Source organism: Salmonella sp. GDC200615 (assembly GCF_050574145.1).
Taxonomy (GTDB): domain Bacteria; phylum Pseudomonadota; class Gammaproteobacteria; order Enterobacterales; family Enterobacteriaceae; genus Salmonella; species Salmonella enterica.
Genome location: NZ_CP192247.1, coordinates 2,406,241 through 2,424,165, shown reverse-complemented (window position 1 = coordinate 2,424,165; position 17,925 = coordinate 2,406,241). Strand labels below are relative to the sequence as shown.

15 protein-coding genes and 3 pseudogenes are annotated in these 17,925 nt (G+C 50.9%); 4 read left to right on the top strand and 14 right to left on the bottom strand.

All coding sequences use genetic code 11. From position 1 onward, the window contains the following. Positions 1-178: 178 nt before the first annotated feature. Both pyrF and yciH read left to right on the top strand, forming a co-directional pair. Complete coding sequence (pyrF, locus tag ACQ29O_RS11600; RefSeq protein ID WP_001675160.1) at positions 179-916, top strand: orotidine-5'-phosphate decarboxylase; 738 nt, start codon at positions 179-181, stop codon at positions 914-916. Then, complete coding sequence (gene yciH / locus ACQ29O_RS11595; RefSeq protein ID WP_001285199.1) at positions 916-1,242, top strand: stress response translation initiation inhibitor YciH; 327 nt, start codon at positions 916-918, stop codon at positions 1,240-1,242. Before pyrF ends, yciH begins: the two co-directional genes overlap by 1 nt. 119 nt (positions 1,243-1,361) lie before the next feature. Here the strand turns inward: yciH and osmB are convergent, their stop codons facing one another. The 9 genes and pseudogenes from osmB to ACQ29O_RS11550 form a co-directional block, all read right to left on the bottom strand. Next, entirely contained in the window at positions 1,362-1,580 is a 219-nt protein-coding gene (gene osmB, locus ACQ29O_RS11590; RefSeq protein ID WP_000481166.1) for an osmotically-inducible lipoprotein OsmB, read from the bottom strand. A gap of 258 nt (positions 1,581-1,838) precedes the next feature. Next, positions 1,839-2,591 (bottom strand): DNA-binding transcriptional regulator YciT, encoded by a 753-nt coding sequence (locus ACQ29O_RS11585; protein ID WP_001088593.1) that lies wholly within the window; start codon positions 2,589-2,591, stop codon positions 1,839-1,841. An 86-nt stretch (positions 2,592-2,677) separates the two neighbouring features. Beyond that, the gene (locus ACQ29O_RS11580; RefSeq protein ID WP_253336057.1) at positions 2,678-2,857 is read right to left on the bottom strand and encodes a hypothetical protein; all 180 of its coding nucleotides are present in this window, start codon (positions 2,855-2,857) and stop codon (positions 2,678-2,680) included. 123 nt (positions 2,858-2,980) lie between these two features. After that, positions 2,981-4,963, bottom strand: coding sequence for a cyclic di-GMP phosphodiesterase (gene pdeR / locus ACQ29O_RS11575; RefSeq protein ID WP_024143596.1), 1,983 nt, complete (start codon positions 4,961-4,963; stop codon positions 2,981-2,983). 261 nt (positions 4,964-5,224) lie between these two features. Then, positions 5,225-7,159 (bottom strand): exoribonuclease II, encoded by a 1,935-nt coding sequence (locus tag ACQ29O_RS11570; RefSeq protein ID WP_000485049.1) that lies wholly within the window; start codon positions 7,157-7,159, stop codon positions 5,225-5,227. Positions 7,160-7,403: 244 nt separating this feature from the next. Further along, a pseudogene (locus ACQ29O_RS11565) lies at positions 7,404-8,385 on the bottom strand (carboxymuconolactone decarboxylase family protein); the annotation flags it as partial. Positions 8,386-8,584: 199 nt separating this feature from the next. Next, positions 8,585-9,373 (bottom strand): enoyl-ACP reductase FabI, encoded by a 789-nt coding sequence (fabI, locus tag ACQ29O_RS11560; RefSeq protein WP_000506501.1) that lies wholly within the window; start codon positions 9,371-9,373, stop codon positions 8,585-8,587. Positions 9,374-9,490: 117 nt separating this feature from the next. Beyond that, positions 9,491-9,789 (bottom strand): annotated as a pseudogene (locus tag ACQ29O_RS11555) (hypothetical protein). Next, on the bottom strand, positions 9,764-9,943 hold the full coding sequence (locus tag ACQ29O_RS11550; protein WP_014341090.1) for a hypothetical protein: 180 nt from the start codon (positions 9,941-9,943) through the stop codon (positions 9,764-9,766). The pseudogene ACQ29O_RS11555 and the gene ACQ29O_RS11550 overlap by 26 nt, the downstream one beginning before the upstream one ends. A gap of 34 nt (positions 9,944-9,977) precedes the next feature. Here ACQ29O_RS11550 and steC point away from each other — a divergent pair. Continuing rightward, positions 9,978-11,349 (top strand): annotated as a pseudogene (gene steC, locus ACQ29O_RS11545) (SPI-2 type III secretion system effector kinase SteC). 466 nt (positions 11,350-11,815) lie between these two features. Beyond that, positions 11,816-12,523: an EAL domain-containing protein gene (locus tag ACQ29O_RS11540; RefSeq protein WP_001268403.1), complete on the top strand. Its 708-nt coding sequence runs from the start codon at positions 11,816-11,818 to the stop codon at positions 12,521-12,523. A 15-nt stretch (positions 12,524-12,538) separates the two neighbouring features. On the opposite strand, the gene sapF is transcribed toward ACQ29O_RS11540, so the two are convergent. The 5 genes from sapF to sapA are packed head-to-tail and all read right to left on the bottom strand — an operon-like array spanning position 12,539 to position 17,827. Further along, entirely contained in the window at positions 12,539-13,345 is an 807-nt protein-coding gene (gene sapF, locus ACQ29O_RS11535; RefSeq protein ID WP_000230460.1) for a peptide ABC transporter ATP-binding protein SapF, read from the bottom strand. A 1-nt stretch (position 13,346) separates the two neighbouring features. Further along, positions 13,347-14,339 carry a peptide ABC transporter ATP-binding protein SapD gene (gene sapD, locus ACQ29O_RS11530; protein ID WP_001128869.1) on the bottom strand — a complete coding sequence of 331 codons (993 nt, stop codon included), beginning with the start codon at positions 14,337-14,339 and terminating at the stop codon, positions 13,347-13,349. Next, positions 14,339-15,229 carry a peptide ABC transporter permease SapC gene (gene sapC / locus ACQ29O_RS11525; RefSeq protein ID WP_001146150.1) on the bottom strand — a complete coding sequence of 297 codons (891 nt, stop codon included), beginning with the start codon at positions 15,227-15,229 and terminating at the stop codon, positions 14,339-14,341. The genes sapD and sapC overlap by 1 nt, the downstream gene beginning before the upstream one ends. Beyond that, positions 15,216-16,181, bottom strand: coding sequence for a peptide ABC transporter permease SapB (gene sapB, locus ACQ29O_RS11520; RefSeq protein ID WP_000583298.1), 966 nt, complete (start codon positions 16,179-16,181; stop codon positions 15,216-15,218). Before sapB ends, sapC begins: the two co-directional genes overlap by 14 nt. Next, on the bottom strand, positions 16,178-17,827 hold the full coding sequence (sapA, locus tag ACQ29O_RS11515; RefSeq protein WP_001241621.1) for a peptide ABC transporter substrate-binding protein SapA: 1,650 nt from the start codon (positions 17,825-17,827) through the stop codon (positions 16,178-16,180). Before sapA ends, sapB begins: the two co-directional genes overlap by 4 nt. Positions 17,828-17,925: the final 98 nt, after the last annotated feature.

The following is a 17,925-nucleotide window of genomic DNA, read 5'->3' as shown; positions in this document are numbered from 1 at the left end:
GCCTCAATTTAGTTACAACATACTTGATGACGTAAAGCTAGAAACGACGCTGGCATCGGCGGCCAGGGCTTATCAGGTTGTCAATCGAACCTGTTAATTTCCCTGCGCCGCAGGTAGAATGCACGCCGTTTATCCAATTTGCGCCACTTCCGGTGCCCATCATCAAGAAGGTCTGGTCATGACGTTTACTGCTTCATCTTCTTCCTGCGCTATTACTGAATCGCCTGTCGTTGTGGCGTTGGATTACCATGAACGCGATAAAGCCCTGGCGTTTGTCGACAAAATCGATCCTCGCGATTGTCGCTTAAAAGTGGGCAAAGAGATGTTCACGCTGTTTGGTCCACAACTCGTTCGGGATCTCCAGCAACGTGGGTTTGATGTCTTTCTTGATCTAAAATTTCATGATATTCCCAACACCACGGCCCGGGCAGTCGCCGCAGCGGCAGACCTGGGCGTCTGGATGGTAAACGTTCACGCGTCTGGTGGGGCGAGAATGATGGCCGCAGCGCGCGACGCGCTGGCGCCATTCGGTAAAGATGCGCCGTTGCTCATTGCCGTGACCGTGTTGACCAGTATGGAAACCAGCGATCTACACGATCTGGGCGTGACGTTGTCACCGGCGGAACATGCGGAGCGGCTGGCGCGCCTGACGCAGCAATGCGGGCTGGATGGCGTGGTCTGTTCCGCTCAGGAAGCTGTCAGATTTAAACAGGCCTTTGGCGCTGCATTTAAGCTGGTGACGCCGGGCATTCGGCCCGCAGGCAGCGAGGCAGGCGACCAGCGACGCATTATGACGCCCGAACAGGCATTATCCGCTGGCGTCGACTATATGGTGATTGGCCGCCCGGTTACGCAATCGGTAGATCCGGCGCAAACGCTGAAGGATATTAACGCGTCACTGAAACGGGAGGCATAATGAGCGATTCCAATAGTCGTCTGGTTTATTCAACACAGACGGGGCGCATTGAAGAACCTAAAACGGCGCCGGTTCGTCCCAAAGGGGATGGTATCGTTCGCATTCAGCGTCAAACCAGTGGCCGTAAGGGTAAAGGCGTATGTTTGATTACCGGTATCGAGATGAATGATGCGGAATTAACCAAACTGGCGGCTGAACTGAAGAAAAAATGCGGCTGTGGCGGGGCAGTAAAAGAAGGGATTATTGAAATTCAGGGTGATAAACGCGACTTGATAAAATCATTGCTGGAAGCTAAAGGAATGAAAGTAAAATTAGCTGGCGGCTAATGAAAACGCCACGGTTGTAAATTACCGTGGCGTAAAAGTCAACTTTGTCTATTTTTGTAATCCAGACCTGAAAAGAATAAACGTATTATTTTGAGCCGTTCAATATTTAAACGTCTGGATTATTTTCCAACCTGGTGACCAATCACGCCGCCGACCGCCGCGCCGCCCAGGGTGCCTAATGTACTGCCGTCCGTTAACACTGCGCCGCCTAACGCCCCCGCACCTGCGCCAATAGCCGTGTTGCGATCGCGCTTGGACCAGTTTGAGCAGGCGCTCAGAGACATTGCTACGGTGATTGCCAGCACAGCAGCGGCCATTTTTTTGCTCGTCATAAACATAATACTCTCTCCTGAATTAACGATTCACGGAATTAAGCTCACTATAACTATAGTTAAAATAAAACCTGTTAAGAGATTTTCCGTAAAACCTTATTGCGCAGGGGTATATCACGCAGGTGATAGTCACTTCCTGTTATTTCGCTAATATTAATTTTACGACGTTACGCTCGTTACAACAGGTAAATAGTCTTAATTGGGATGTCAGAAAAGTCTTAGAGAGAGGATGATTTGCCATAGGGCAAACCATCGGGAAATATTTTAAACGGATGAGCCAATAACATTGACTAGCAGCCCCGCATGTTCTAACTGCATTTGATCGCTGGCGGAAATTTTGGAATCCGTAATGACACGATGGAAGCGAGAGAGCGGGCCCAGGGGATAGGGATGCACACAGCCAAATTTGGAGCTGTCGGTGAGGACAATCGCTTCTGAGCCTTTTTCCAGAACAGCGTTAACTACATCCGATCGCATCATGTCGCGTCCGGTAAAACCGGTATCAGCCTGCCAGCCATCAATACCGATAAATGCTTTGCTGAAATGCACTTGATGGATAAACTGTCGCGTCAACGGCCCTACCATGCTTTCACTTTTTTTCTGATAGATTCCACCGAGGAGAATGACTTCGCAAGGGGTCTCTTTGAGCAGGTGCGCGATATAACTGCTCACGGTGATGATCGTGACATCTTTTTGTTCCGCCAGCGTCCGGGCCAATAGCGCATTGCTGCTGCCATTTTCAATAAAAACGGATTCCCCTGGACTGACCAGCGAGGCGGCGAACTCCGCCAGTCGGCGTTTTAGCGTGTAGTTCGTCATCATGCGAGTCTCTACGTCATCGCTCTCAAGCGAAACGGCGAAACCGTGCGCACGGCGTAAATAGCTCTGCTTTTCCAGGGTATTCAGATCCTGACGAATCGTGACTTCAGATACGCCGGTAATTTTCGCCAGTTCAGCAACGCTCATCTGGCCTTTATCAACCACCATTTGCAAAATTGATTGTTGTCGGGAGTTCATAGTATTAATTTTATTCGTTAAGAGGAGTCAACAGACAGTCAGAGAGCCGGGAAGGGCTAACGGCCATCCCGGACAAATAATCGCTATCAGATTTCCCTGGGCGACCCGGGAGCCTGGGATGGCGAGATACCGTCTTTAACCTGATCTAACAGCTCTGCTCTCAATATTTCAAGGTTATTGATGGCCGAGTGGTAATCGCCAGCAACAAGGATATCCAGCACGGTATCAATGCGTGCGGCAATTCGTTGTGCTTCGATATCAGACATGTTTGTCATCCTTAATGTCAGAAAAGGTTTCAATTCATGATGCAGAAATTAATCTGAAAAGAGAAGGGAAAAATAGGGAGAACAGCCTGTCTGCACAGGCTGTTCTCCCTATTATCGCCGCCATTAACGCATTTTTTTCGTCTGATAACGTTTGTACCAGCGTTCAAAAGAAACGGCGGGCATAGGTTTGGCGAATAAAAAGCCCTGTCGTTCATTGACGCCGTTTTTTGTCAGGAAGGCATCTTCTTTAGCATTTTCTACGCCTTCGGCAATCACTTGTAAATTTAGCGCCTGAGCCACCGCGACAATCGCCCGAACCAGAGATTGCGACAGCGGTTGCTTATGGATATCTCTGACGAAAGCCTGATCCAGTTTAACGGCATCAATAGGGAACCGGGCGAGTTGAGAAAGCGAAGAATACCCGGTGCCAAAATCATCCAGATGAATCTGGGCGCCGAGCTGACTAAATTGCTGGATAACCGATAGCGCCAGCGTGTCGTTTTCGATCAGGCAGCTTTCCGTTAGCTCGACATCGATCGGGCAATACTCAAAATTCAGATCGTACAAAGCCTGTTTAAGCGCAGTAAAAAGCGTCTGGTCGGCCAGTTGTCGCGCCGAAAAGTTAACGGCTACGCGCAAGTTAATCCCCTTATCGCGCCATCTCGCAATCTGGCGAACCACATCCAGAATCACCCAGCGGCCCAGCGGGACGATGAGTCCTGACTCTTCGGCGTATGAGATGAACTCCAGCGGCGGAATTAATCCGCGTTCCGGCGATTGCCAGCGTACCAGCGCTTCCAGGCTACGTACTTCGCCGCGCCAGGTAATTTTGGGCTGATAGTGAATAAGTAACTGGTCGTTTTCCAGCGCTTTTCGCAGGTTTGTATCCAGCCAGTGATAGTCAAATACGCGCTGATTCATTTCCGGCGAAAAAACGCAGAACTGACCGCGGCCGCCTTCTTTGGCGTTATACATTGCGGTGTCGGCAGTGCGAATGAGACTGTCGCTGTCCTGTCCGTGCCGGGGGGCCAACGAAATGCCAATGGCGCATCCCGTGTAAACTTCAATGAGTCCAATACGAAACGGTTGCCGCAGACGGGTAAGGATTCGTGAGGCTACTGCTTCCAGCGCGGCCTGAGACGTATGGGCAGCGAGGACAATGAATTCATCTCCCCCCAGTCTGGCCAGCAATTGATCTTCCTCCAGACAACTCAACAGCGCCAGCGAAACGGCCTGTAAGAGCTGATCGCCAAACATATGCCCATAGGCGTCATTAATTTTCTTGAAGTTATCCAGATCGAGATAAACGATACCCACTTGCGACTCGCCAGCCGAGGCAATAGCATGATTAATAAATTCATGGATAGCATTGCGATTGGGCAGGCCGGTGACGGTGTCTGTATTCGCCAGTATGCGTAAACGCTCCTGAGCCCGCCTTTCTTCGGTGATATCCGTGCCTGCGCAGATCAGGAAAATTTCGTTTTTTCCGCTACCGTTATGGACAAATTTATTACGAAATAAGAACAGGCGTTGGCCTTTACGGGTCTTTATCCAGCGTTCGATTTCATAGGCATTGCCATTGCGAAAAAAATTCTCAATGTAGTGCCGGGAGGCAACCGCCTCCCGGCGACTCATAAATAATTTAAAGACGCTTTGACCAATTACATCTCGCTCTTTTAAGCCCGTGTACTCTTCGCATAACCGATTAAATCGACAGATTTTTCCCCGACTATCCAGTATCGCAATGACTGAGTTGGCTTCTGATACGATTTGCTCGGCAAAAGAGAGCTCCTGCGCCTGCGTTGGCGTGACGGCAGGCGTATCAGGCCAGGTTGCCAGGCTGCCAGCCCATTCACGGTTATTAATCTTACGGCCTACCAGGTGCACAGCGGTAACCTGTTTTTCTATCAACAACGTTATCAGCAGACTGGACGTAATCGCCGTTATTTCCCGGATACGCCCGGCTTGCTCCGGCGATAGCTCGACCGTTTTTTCTGTATCCGTTTCACCTGTCGGGGAGAGATACAGCACGTTGCGGTCATCAGCCAGACGCCAGTGAGAGTGAAGGGGATTTAGCGCCGTTTGTTCCTGAATCTGTTTCATCATGCGTACCATCCCATTTAAGCGCCAGGTGCCCGAAAAGAAAGGTTAGCCATGTTATACATAAGGGTAATTATGGCTGAACGTATTGTTTTATCTATGTATTCATATGTAATCCAGATTCTGGAAAAAGCATAGTCGCCAGCTAAAAATAACAAGAAATGGGGCGCTTGAATAAGATTAAACTTAGAGCATGACGGAAGGGAGAAGAAGAAAAGAAACGGCCTTTGCCTTCTCAGCAAAGGCCGTTGAGCGAGCTAAGCGTGGTTACGCTGCCGGTCGGGCAATAATGCTGCGGGTTTCCATGCGAACTTCCGCAATAGTGACATCAATGACATCCGTCACTTTATAAACCGTCTCACCTTTAATCTGTACCGTACCGTTTTCCTGGCTGCATACCAGTTCATCGTGAACGGCGTGCAGGAACGGGGCAGGGATAAAGGCGATAGCGCCGTTATCGACCAGTCGCACACGCATACCACCGCGGCTGACGTCAATAATTTCTGCCGCGAAACGGGTATTTGTCCCCGCCTTATCGTTAAGGAAGCGTGCATATAACCAGTCGCCGACATCGCGCTCCGCCATGCGGTTCAGGCGACGGCGTTCCGCCATTTGCTGGGTGATATCTTCCTGCGGACGCGCAATAGCCTCCCCCTTGATGACCGCTTTCAGCAGGCGATGGTTAATCATATCGCCATACTTACGGATAGGAGAGGTCCAGGTGGCGTAAGCCTCAAGACCAAGACCGAAATGCGGCCCCGGCTCGGTGCTGATTTCCGCAAAAGACTGGAAGCGACGAATGCGGCTGTCAAGGAAACCGGAGGGCTGCGCATCCAGTTCGCGACGCAGTTTACAGAAGCCTTCCAGCGTCAGCACCTCTTCGGCATCGACATGCAGACCATGCGTTTTCAGCAGCGCGGCCAGCGCGTCGGCATTCGCGGGATCGAAGCCCGTATGTACGTTGTAAATACCGAAACCGAGCTTATCGCGCAGTACGCGCGCGGCGCAAAGGTTAGCGGCGATCATCGACTCTTCTACGATACGGTTAGCGATACGGCGCGGTTCCGCCACAATATCCAGTACTTCGCCTTTTTCGCCAAGCACAAAGCGGTAATCCGGGCGGTCTTTAAAGACTAACGCATGATGATGACGCCACTCACTGCGGCTTAGGCAAATACGGTGCAACAGACGAATCTGCTGGGCAATGCCTTCGTTATCCGGCTGCCAGGTGCCGTTATTTTCCAGCCAGTCGGAGACATTGTCGTACGCCAGCTTGGCCTTCGATTCGATGGTGGCCGCAAAAAAGGCGATATCATCGTCAATGGTGCCGTCCGCGGAGATTATCATGCGACAGGCGAGCGCCGGACGCACTTCGTTGGCGCGCAGTGAGCACAGATCGTCAGACAGCTCACGTGGCAGCATAGGAATATTGAAGCCCGGCAGGTAGTTGGTGAAGGCGCGAATTTTCGCGGCGTTATCCAGCTTACTGCCTTCGGCAATCCAGGCGGTAGGATCGGCGATAGCCACCGTAAGCTGGAGTCTGCCGTCCGCTAATTCCTCAGCATATAGCGCGTCATCCATATCTTCAGTGCTGGCGCTATCGATAGTGACGAAATTCAGCGCGGTCAGATCCTGACGCTCCAGCCCTTCGTCCAGCATCTCCGTCGCTACGCCGTTCGGCGCTTCTTTTTCCAGGTTATGGCGGGCAAGCGTAACCCACCAGGGAACAAAGTGATCGTCGGCAAAGGTGATGTACTGCGTTAAATCGGCGTAAAACGAACGGTCGCCTTTAAGCGGATGGCGGCGCATTTCGGCAACCGCCCAGTCACCTTCTTTGAACTCATGCTGAACGCCGCGCGCGGCGCGGCAGGGAATCGCGTCTTTCAGCAACGGATGATCCGGCACGATGGACAGGCGGTCATTTTTACCCTGAACTTTTCCCACAAAACGCGTCAGGAACGGTTCGATCAGTTCTTCCGGCTCGGCAGACTCACGTTCTTTTTCCGTGTGGATGACCGCGACGATACGATCGCCATGCATCACTTTTTTCATCTGCGGCGGAGGAATGAAATAGCTTTTTTGCGCGTCAACCTCAAGGAAGCCAAAGCCTTTTTCCGTGGCTTTTACGACCCCTTCAGCGCGCGGCGTCTGGGAATGCAGTTGCTGTTTAAGCTGCGCTAGCAGCGGGTTGTCCTGAAACATATTCGTCTATTTTCGTAGCCAAAAGAGCGGCTGACAGTTTTACGCGATTCTGCCTGGCGCAGCAAGCGCTCTTTCAGTAATGGATGAGTTAATAGGTTTCGCCCAACGCGATTTTTAAACGATTTAACCATCCGCACACGCCGCACCAGCCTAACATATTAATGGCCTGCTCCGATGAAACTCCCCTGGTGAGTAGCGGGAAAAAATGCGCGGCGCTAAAGCGATCGGGCGCTCTGGTGAGCCATTGTATCGCCTGTGTCAGCGCAGGCTCAAGTTCCCAACGAGCGATGTCGTCGTCTTCCTGGCGTAACGTGATGACAGCGCGACGCCACGCGCCAGGTTGGGTTGCCTGTTCGTTAAAGCAGGCGGCGCTGCCGTTGATACGTGATGGATGTGAGGAGCGTGATAAGTGGAAGTAAAGAAGGGGGCGATGCAGTGTGTAATGTGCTGGTCAGTATGCGTTCGAGTAACGCGAATGAAGACGGATCGCGCATGAGTACCGGCGCCATCATTTGGCATTGTGAAGACGAATATTGCCGCCGAACTTTGGTATGGGCTGGAGGATATTCTACCAGACTGGCGGCGGGCCGCCATATCGTCTGGGGGTTTTGAAACCGCGCGGCCCTGGCAAAGCGCTGCATCTCCTGGCCGGGCAGTTCGCGCACGGGCAGACGGCAAAACGCCTGAAATATCGCCGCTACCCGCGCCTGAAAACCGATAAACCCAATGATCTGATTGATGAGTACGGTATCCCGGGCGGTTAATCCCACCTCTGCAAGCTGTTCGCGGGCTCGCGTATTGATAACGGAGGGGGAGCCGGCAAGCTGACGAGCGTATTGCGTAATTTGCGCCAGCCGTTGATTGCTCTCTCTTGAGGCATCAGGGCCAGGTAGCGGCGCCAGACGCGCGGCATAATAGCGGCACAAACGCTGAACCCCAAATACCTGAGCGGCGGTCAGCGCGGTGCTCATACGTTCATAGGTGCTAAACGTATGAAGCCGGTCGTTGAGAACCGTGCGGGGAAATAAGACATCCGCCAACTGGTGAGCGGGCTTTAACCATGACTCAAAAGGCGTCAACGCGGTTTCTGATACCGTTAAATCCAGTAAAAAACGATCGTTAACATACGCGGCTTCCGGCATCAGCGAAAGCGGGGGTTGTGACGACATAGTGGATTGTGTTTCATGATACCAGTGGCTTTTACCCGCTTTTCGGCATTGTTCCATAGGGTTTCCCGAGGATGAAATGGCGATCGATAATGATTCGGCGTCGGATCGTTTATGCTGGATTATCCTGGCGTATGCGGGAAAGGGATGAAAGATTGTTAGGTGATAACAAATATCAGAACGCTATATAACGAGATGAGCGGTGAGTGAGGGGAATGGGGCAGCACAGCCGTGCCGCCCGCTAATAAACTTAATGTGCTTACTTCAGTTCCAGTTCATTCATTGCCGCAATGCTGAACCCGCCGTCAACATGGACGACTTCGCCAGAAATGCCTGCCGAGAGATCGGAACACAGAAACGCCGCTGAGTTACCCACATCTTCAATGGTCACGGTGCGACGAATTGGCGTAACGGCTTCACAATGCGCCAGCATTTTACGGAAGTCTTTAATACCGGACGCCGCCAGCGTGCGGATTGGACCCGCAGAGATGGCGTTGACGCGAACGCCTTCCGGCCCCATTGCATTTGCCATATAACGCACGTTGGCTTCCAGAGAGGCTTTCGCCAGACCCATGACATTGTAGTTCGGGATGGCGCGCTCCGCTCCCAGATAAGACAAGGTCAACAGCGCAGAACCCGGATTCAGCATGGTGCGGCAGGCTTTCGCCATGGCAACAAAGCTGTAAGAGCTAATATCGTGAGCGATTTTAAAGCCTTCGCGGGTAACCGCATTAACATAATCGCCGTCCAGCTGATCGCCAGGCGCGAAACCGATCGAGTGTACAAAACCGTCAAATTTCGGCCAAACGTTACCCAGCTCCGCAAACATAGCGTCAATGCTGGCATCTTCAGCGACATCACACGGTAAAACGATGCTGGAACCCAGCTGGGCAGCAAATTCTTCTACGCGGCCTTTCAGTTTGTCGTTCTGGTAGGTGAACGCCAGTTCAGCTCCTTCGCGGTGCATCGCCTGTGCGATACCGTAGGCGATGGACAGTTTACTGGCCACGCCAGTGACCAGAATGCGCTTACCGGAAAGAAAACCCATAGCTTTAATCCTTATAGTCATTGCTTATTTTTTGCTTTTACGAACAATGGTTAACAGCAACTTTTCAACATTATTCGAAATTAGTCTGAAATTATATCCCACTCCTGGCCCCGTGTGTCACGCTATTTTTCCGCCGCTATCTCCGGCAGGTGACGTTCTAAAACCACACGGTAACGAAGCCCCTGAGGATTTTGAGCACTCCCAGGGCCAAACTGGCAAATCAAAGAGTCTAATGGGACAGGCCCTAGGGTGCAGTATACCAGCTGGTGTAAGGTTCGCCTCATCCAACCAGAGACACCGGGACGGATAGCAAGTACGATAGCGATGCGCTTTCCACCAGACAAATAAAGGTTCTGTAGGAAGCCTGAATATTCATCCAAATGGTTTACCTCACCTATTAGCGGTGTTATGGACATGTAATTTTAACCAGCAAATGCTTAACAAAAATAATTTCTTTTTTAAGCGCTGAAGGTTTTCTCTATTTATTGATGCAGAGTAATACTGAATATGAAAAATTTTGGAAATCAGGTGATTACAGTAGTTACAAACCAGGTTTTTATATGTTTGCATGTGTATTATAATAAATTTTCAGAGGATGAGACATATGCCGTTTACATTTCATATCGGAAATCATAGTTGCCAGATATCAGAAAGGTATTTAAGAGATATCATCGATAATAAAAGAGAACATGTTTTTTCAACGTGTGAGAAATTTATAGATTTTTTCAGGAATATATTTACCAGGCGAAGTTTAATTTCTGATTATAGAGAAATCTATAATCTACTGTGCCAAAAAAAGAGCATCCCGATATTAAAGGGCCTTTCTCTCCAGGACCATTTTCGAAGCGAGATGAAGACTGTACACGATGGCGCCCCCTTCTTGGATATATTAAACTTATTGATGCCTCCAGACCTGAAACAATAGATAAATACACTGTAGAGGTATTAGCACATCAAGAAAATATGTTACTACTACAGATGTTTTACGATGGAGTATTAGTGACCGAGACGGAGTGTTCTGAACGTTGCGTCGATTTTTTAAAAGAAACGATGTTTAATTATAATAACGGGGAAATTACGCTTGCCGCTTTGGGTAATGATAATCTACCGCCGAGCGAGGCAGGTAGTAATGGAATCTATGAGGCTTTTGAGCAACGTTTGATAGGCTTCCTGACCACGCCCGCCACGGCGTCTGGTGATGAGAGCGGCGCTATTGATCAGACGGATGCATCACAACCAGCGGCAATAGAGGCGTTTATTAACTCGCCGGAGTTTCAGAAAAATATTCGCATGCGTGATATTGAAAAAAATAAAATAGGTAGCGGAAGTTATGGGACAGTCTATCGGTTACATGATGACTTTGTTGTTAAGATTCCAATTAATGAGCGGGGAATAAAAGTGGATGTTAACTCTCAGGAACATCGTAATTGTCATCCTGAGCGTGTCAGTAAGTATTTGAATATGGCCAATGGCGACAAGAATTTTTCTCGTTCGGCCATCATGAATATTAATGGTAAAGACGTTACGGTTTTAGTTTCAAAATATATTCAAGGTCAGGAGTTCGATGTTGAAGATGAAGATAACTATCGAATAGCGGAGGCGCTTCTTAAATCCCGGGGGGTTTATATGCATGATATAAATATCTTAGGTAATATTCTGGTTAAAGAGGGGTTCTTTTCTTTGTGGATGGCGATCAAATCGTGTTATCACAAGAATCACGGCAACAGCGAAGCGTTTCTCTTGCAACAAGGCAACTGGAAGAGCAAATTAAGGCCCATCACATGATAAAATTAAAGCGGGCCGAGACCGAAGGAAATACTGAAGATGTTGAATATTATAAGTCACTTATTACGGATCTTGATGCGTTAATCGGAGAGGAAGAACAGACACCTGCGCCAGGAAGACGTTTTAAACTAGCCGCGCCGGAGGAAGGGACTCTTGTGGCTAAGGTATTAAAGGATGAATTAAAAAAATAGCATTTAGTTCCGTTCTTTTCTGCGAATCGCCGGGGGCACATTCGCTACAGATTTACCGATCAATTATTGAGAGTTGCTATTCGCTTAAAGGTCGTTCGGGGGATCTGGACAGCCTGTAGCGGAGATGCAACTCGCCACTAGGGTTGGCGATGCCGCGCTGCCATAGTGGGTGAAATGCCTCGCAATGGTGTAACAACATTAACTCGCCTTGATTTTTCCCCTCTGCCTGACAAGAAAAACCTGGCTTTACGGATGGTCTCATGCCGTCGTATTAGCGTTGTTCGGCGTAGTATGTAAATTTCCTTATAGCAATAGAAGAACATTCTCAAAACATAAAATTAGCAAGTTATCATGAAGTTAACATATATTGTTTTTTTCGATCATTTTTTATATATTGATCGTTTTTATTGATTGATTTGCGTTAAAAGCGCATTATCAGGGAGTTAAGATCAAGTGGAGTGGTCACATGCGCTATTTTTTTATGGCAGAGCCGATAAGGGCAATGGAGGGGGATTTACTGGGTGTCGAAATCACTACCCATTTTGCATCGTCGCCCGCTCGTCCGCTACACCCTGAGTTTGTTATCTCGTCATGGGACAATTCGCAGAAGCGCCGTTTTCTGCTTGATCTGTTGCGGACAATCGCGGCCAAACATGGCTGGTTTCTACGCCACGGCCTATTCTGTATCGTAAATATTGATCGGGGTATGGCGCAGCTTGTCCTTCAGGATAAAGATATTCGCGCATTACTACACGCCATGCTATTTGTGGAGCTGCAGGTCGCTGAACATTTTTCATGTCAAGATAACGCCTTAATCGATCCTTTAATACACGCGCTTCATAAGCAACCTAATCCATTATGGCTGGGCGACCTGGGCGTAGGGAATGCAACTGCTGCGCCATTAGTTTGCGGGTGTTTTAGCGGCGTAAAACTTGATCGCAGCTTTTTTGTCTCACAAATTGAAAAAATGACGTTTCCGCTGCTTGTCAAACATATCCGGCGTTATTGTGACAAGATCGTGGTGGGGGGCCAGGAAAACACACGCTATTTGCCGGTGTTAAAAACGGCAGGCATTTGGGCAACCCAGGGCACGTTATTTCCTTCCGTTGCGTTAGAAGAGGTTGAAACATTGCTGTTGGGCAGTCGCATGAACACCCTCAGAGAATCGAACTGAGGGTATTTGTTTCGCTTAGCGATCCTTTCGCCATGCGTCAGCGGTCAGCGCCTCGCCAAAATGGCCTGCGATTAAACGGCGGGTAAGCTCATGTAGCGGAGAGGCGAGCACATCGGCGGTGCTGCCGCGTTCAACCACTTCCCCCTGATGCATCACTAATACCTGATCGCTAATATGCTTCATCATGCCGATATGCTGCGTGACATAGATATAGGAGATGCCTTGCTTTTCCTGCAATTCAAGCATCAGATTGATGAGCTGCGAGCGCATGGACATATCAAGCGAAGCCAGCGCTTCGTCCGCGATAATGACTTTAGGGCGTAAAATCAGCGCGCGGGCCAGGCCCAGACGCTGTTTCTGCCCCGGCGCCAGCATATGCGGGTAGTAGCTCACGTGATCGGGCAATAGCCCCACCATACGCATCGTCTCGACAATCTGTTTGCGCCGCTGTTCCGGCTCCAGATCGGTATTAAGGCGCAGGGGGAAGTCAAGGATCTGCGAAATACGTTGACGTGGATTCAGTGACGTTGAGGGGGCCTGAAAAATCATTCGAATACGTTGGCTTCGAAACGAATAGTCGCCGTAATGCAGGGGATGATCGTCAATAAGAAGCTCGCCGCTGGTGGGTTCAATCATGCCGGCCAGCATCTTTGCCAGCGTGGATTTGCCGGAACCGTTTTCGCCGATAATGGCCAGGGTCTGACGCTCACGAAGCGTAAAGCTTAATGGTTTCACGGCGTCGACGGTCTGGCGGCGAAACCATCCTGTCCGGTAGCGAAAGGTTTTACTCAGGTTGCGCACTTCAAGCAGAGTTTCCACCATATCACTCTCTCTCCATATTCAGCGGAAAATGACAGGCATAGAGATGATTTTTCGCGCCGGTTAAGCGTGGCGTGATAATGCATTCTCGTTGCGCGTAAGGGCAGCGCGGCCCCAGACGACAACCTATCGGTAACTGCTCCAGTAGCGGGATCGCGCCCGGCAGCGTATTGAGACGGCTTTTATGCGGCATCGCGCTGCCAAAATCCGGAATCGCACGGATAAGCGCCTGCGTATAAGGATGATGTGGCGTCGTCACCAGATCTTTACTTGGCGCGGTTTCTACCGTCTGGCCGCAGTATAAAACGTTGATTTTGTCAGCCCACTGACTCAGCATTTGCAGGTCGTGGCTAATCAACAGAATGGTGGTATTACTGTTTTGATTCAGTCGCGTCAACAGGCGAAAAATTTGCGCCTGCGTCGTCGGTTCCATTGAGTTGGTGGGTTCATCAGCGATCAGGAGTCGCGGTTGATTCGCCAGCGCGATAGCGATCATAACTTTCTGACACTCGCCATCGGTCAGTTCATAGGGAAAACTGCGCATCGCGTCTTTATGATCTTTAATTCCCACCCGGTGCAGTAATTCAATTGCACGCCGTTTACGCCAGCCTAAACGCTGCCACCAGCGGCCTTTATAGGTCCAGGCGGGAATATTTTGCATTAACTGGCGGCCGACGCGTTCGGAAGGATCAAGGCACGACTGCGGCTCCTGGAAGATCATCGACACATTATGTCCGACCAGCTTACGCCGTTCACGTGAGGAGAGGCGCAGCAGATCGATATCATCAAAACGCATACGGTCGGCAGTGACTCGCCAGTTGTCTTTCGCGACGCCGCAAATAGCTTTAGCAATCAAGCTCTTTCCGGAACCCGATTCACCTACCAGGCCGCGAATTTCACCTTCGCTTAATGTCATACTGACGCGATCGACCGCTTTTACCCAACCTTCGCTGGTTTTAAATTCAATGGTGAGATTGCGGATATCCAGTAACGGCATTATTCCACCCCCGCAATAATCGCACGACGAATCCCATCTCCGAGCAGGTTTACCAGTAAAACACTGAGCGTTATCGCCGCGCCGGGTAGCATAACGGTCCACGGCGCGACATAGATTAGCTCCAGCGCATCCCCCAACATGGCGCCCCATTCAGGAGAGGGAAGCTGCGCGCCGAGATCTAAAAATCCCAGCGCGGCGATGTCCAGAATCGCCATCGACAGCGCCCGGGTAATTTCGGTGACCAGACCGGCGGTAATATTCGGTAAAATGGCGAACCACAGAATATTCAGCGTTGTCGCGCCATCCAGACGGGCGGCAATGACGTACTCTTTTTCCAGTTCATCATGCACCATGCTGTAGACGGAACGTACCATTCGCGGCAACAGGGCCAGCCAGACGGCAAACATCGCGTGTGACAGATGTGGGCCGGCAAATGCCACGACGATAATCGCCAGCAAGAGCGAAGGGATGGAAAGCAGCGTGTCCAGAATATGGTTCAGCACGGCAGAGCGTAAACCGTGCGTCGCGCCTGCCACTACGCCGAGGACTAATCCACATAGCGTAGCCGCCAGCGTTACGATAAACGCGCCGCCGACCGTGGGCGCCGCGCCGCTTAACAGGCGGCTCAGCACATCGCGCCCCAGATCGTCAGTCCCCAGAAAAAAGGAGACTTCGCCATAGCGTGACCAGGAGGGTGGCAGTAGCTGATAGCCCAGAAATTGCTGATCGATACCATAGGGCGCGATCCAGCCGCCAAAAATACACAGCAACGCCAGACCGGCGCATCCATACAGACCCACCATCGCAGGCGCGTCGCTATAAAATTTACGCCAGGCAGTGCGCAGGGTGCCTGGCGGGCGCTTTTCGCTGTATACGCTATCGTAAGGCATACCATTCCTTATGTTTCAGAGGGTTAGCCATAGCACCCAAAATATCGGAAATCACATTGACCACAATAACCAGCGACCCAATGACCATCACGCCAGCGGAAATAGCGGCATAGTCCTGCTGACGAATGGCGTGAATTAACCATCGTCCCAGCCCAGGCCAGCTGAAAACCATTTCGGTAATCATCGCCAGCGTTAACATGGTTGAAAACTGCAGACCAAGACGGGGAATGACCGGCGGCAGCGCATTATGCAACACGTGACGGCGTAAAATCGTAAAGCGCGATAAGCCGCGCGTGGCCGCCGCTTTAACGTAGTTCTGATCGTAGACCTCAATAGTGCTGATTCGCATCAGGCGGATCACTTCTGTGGTCGGCGCGACGGAGAGCGTGAGCACCGGTAAAACCATATGCCGTATGGCGCTCATCACCATTTCATCACGCCATGGCGAATCTGAAATCCAGGCGTCAATGATGGCGAAACCGGTAACCGGTTTAACTTCATAAAGCAGGTCAAATCGCCCGGATACCGGCAGCCACCCCAGCGTGAGCGAAAAGAACAGTGTGAGCAGAAGCGCCAGCCAGAAAACCGGAATTGAGAAACCTAATAGCGCCAGCGCGCTGATAAAACGATCCGGCCATTTGCTACGCGTCACGCCAGCCAGCATCCCGACCGGGATGCCGACCATCAGCGCAAAACCAAAGGCGAGAATGCACAGCTCCATCGTGGCGGGAAACACCTCTTTAAGCTGTTCGGAGATCAGCTGGCCGTTAATGCTGGACACGCCAAAGTCCCAGTGCAGCAGACCGTTGAACCAGAAAACCCAGGCATTCCATAATGATGCGCCTTGTAGCGGCGCGTGCGGCGTAAAATAGCTCAGGCTAAAGCCGATAAAGGTCAGGAAGAATAGCGTCACCAGCAACAGCAATAACCGACGCAGGGTGAAGATAATCATGGTTTTTTCACCTCTTCGTGTTTTTCGCGGGAGACGCCGGCAAAAGACGCATTGCCGAACGGGCTTAACACCAGCCCTTTAATATCGTAGCGGTAAGCCTGCAGGCGTAGTGATGATGCCAGCGGCAGTATCGGCAGCTCTTTTTCCAGGATATTCTGCGCTTCCTCATATGCTTCTATGCGCGAAGCCAACTGCTGCGACGACAGTGCTTTACGCAGCACGCTGTCAAATTCAGGGTTACACCAGTGGGCGAAATTGGTTTGCGAATTGATGGCCGCACAGCTTAACAGTGGTCTGAAAAAGCTATCCGGATCGTTGCTGTCCGTGGCCCAGCCGGATAAGGTCAGATCGTGATTCATATCCATCAGGCGCGCCTTCTGAAAACGACCTTCAACCGGCACAATGACCACTTTTACGCCAACCTGCGCCATATCCGCCTGAATAAGCTCCGCCGTTTTTAGCGGACTTGGGTTCCAGGCCTGAGAACTGGTCGGCACCCAGAGATGCAGCGTAAGATTCTCAATGCCCAGCGCTTTTAGCTGTTCGCGCGATTTTTCCGGATTGTACTCCGTAATTTTGGCATCGTTATCGTAAGCCCATGAGGCTCTCGGTAAAATGGAGGCTGCGGTTTCCGCCGTGCCGTAATAAATCGACTGCATCAGACGCTGGTTGTTGATCGATAAGGCCAGCGCATGGCGCACTGCGGGATTATTCAACGGCGGCTTATCGGTGTTAAAGGCCAGATAGGCGATATTCATCCCCGGGCGCAACGTCAGACGTAAACGCGGATCGTCGCGTAAAATAGTTAGCTGGCTGGCGGCGGGCCAGGCCAGAACATCGCATTCACCGGTCAGTAATTTCGATAAACGCCCGGTACCGCCGGAGCCTAAATCCACTACCACTTGCGGCATCAGCGGTTTGCCGCGCCAAAACCCATCGTGGCGCTGGAGACGAATAAACTGTCCGGCACGGTACTCCGAAAGCTGGAAAGGCCCGGTGCCGACCGGTTGGCGGTCTAGCAGTTCCTGACGATCTTTTCGGCTAAGCTGCGCGGCGTACTCAGCGGACATGACGGAAGCGTAGTGTGTAGCCAGATGCCATAAAAAGGAGGCGTCTGGCTGCGTCAGGCGAAACTCAACGGTGTTATTGTCCAGCTTACGCACGCTTTTTACATTGTCGGCGAACTGTAGGCTATCAAAGTAGGGGAAGCTACTGCCGTTGATGTTATGCCACGGATGCCGACGATCAAAAATCCGCTGAAAGGTAAAGACGACATCATCAGCATTGAGTTTTCGGGTCGGCGTAAACCAGGCGGTTTTTTGAAAGGAAACGTCGCGGCGCAGGTGAAAACGGTACGTTGCCCCGTTATCCAGCACTTCCCAGCTTTCTGCCAGCTCTGGGACTAAACGATAAGTATAGGGATCGACATCCAACAGGCGGTCATATAACTGGGCTGCCAGGGTATCGACGATGAGGCCGCTGCTCGCTTTTTGCGGATTAAAGGTGTTGACCTGCCCGCTGACACAATACACAAAGCCGCTATCGCGAATATCTGCACTCGCAGTTTGTTCGGGCGCAGCCGCAGCCGTAGCCTGACTACTCAGTAGACCCGCTATCACGATCAGAGACGATAAAACCAGGCGCATAATAGTTAAGTTTTTGAAGTTCAATTTGCAAAGTGTATCGCACTTCGGCCCGCCACGTAAAAATGTCGGTGGATAACTGGCGTAAATGTCGTCAATTA

What these genes read in the sequence shown, in the direction of transcription:
- pyrF (WP_001675160.1), top strand. Translation starts at nt 179, where the DNA reads ATGACGTTTACTGCTTCATCTTCTTCCTGCGCTATTACTGAATCGCCT.
- yciH (WP_001285199.1), top strand. Translation starts at nt 916, where the DNA reads ATGAGCGATTCCAATAGTCGTCTGGTTTATTCAACACAGACGGGGCGC.
- osmB (WP_000481166.1), bottom strand. Translation starts at nt 1,580, where the DNA reads ATGTTTATGACGAGCAAAAAAATGGCCGCTGCTGTGCTGGCAATCACC.
- ACQ29O_RS11585 (WP_001088593.1), bottom strand. Translation starts at nt 2,591, where the DNA reads ATGAACTCCCGACAACAATCAATTTTGCAAATGGTGGTTGATAAAGGC.
- ACQ29O_RS11580 (WP_253336057.1), bottom strand. Translation starts at nt 2,857, where the DNA reads ATGTCTGATATCGAAGCACAACGAATTGCCGCACGCATTGATACCGTG.
- pdeR (WP_024143596.1), bottom strand. Translation starts at nt 4,963, where the DNA reads ATGATGAAACAGATTCAGGAACAAACGGCGCTAAATCCCCTTCACTCT.
- ACQ29O_RS11570 (WP_000485049.1), bottom strand. Translation starts at nt 7,159, where the DNA reads ATGTTTCAGGACAACCCGCTGCTAGCGCAGCTTAAACAGCAACTGCAT.
- fabI (WP_000506501.1), bottom strand. Translation starts at nt 9,373, where the DNA reads ATGGGTTTTCTTTCCGGTAAGCGCATTCTGGTCACTGGCGTGGCCAGT.
- ACQ29O_RS11550 (WP_014341090.1), bottom strand. Translation starts at nt 9,943, where the DNA reads ATGCAAACATATAAAAACCTGGTTTGTAACTACTGTAATCACCTGATT.
- ACQ29O_RS11540 (WP_001268403.1), top strand. Translation starts at nt 11,816, where the DNA reads ATGCGCTATTTTTTTATGGCAGAGCCGATAAGGGCAATGGAGGGGGAT.
- sapF (WP_000230460.1), bottom strand. Translation starts at nt 13,345, where the DNA reads ATGGTGGAAACTCTGCTTGAAGTGCGCAACCTGAGTAAAACCTTTCGC.
- sapD (WP_001128869.1), bottom strand. Translation starts at nt 14,339, where the DNA reads ATGCCGTTACTGGATATCCGCAATCTCACCATTGAATTTAAAACCAGC.
- sapC (WP_001146150.1), bottom strand. Translation starts at nt 15,229, where the DNA reads ATGCCTTACGATAGCGTATACAGCGAAAAGCGCCCGCCAGGCACCCTG.
- sapB (WP_000583298.1), bottom strand. Translation starts at nt 16,181, where the DNA reads ATGATTATCTTCACCCTGCGTCGGTTATTGCTGTTGCTGGTGACGCTA.
- sapA (WP_001241621.1), bottom strand. Translation starts at nt 17,827, where the DNA reads ATGCGCCTGGTTTTATCGTCTCTGATCGTGATAGCGGGTCTACTGAGT.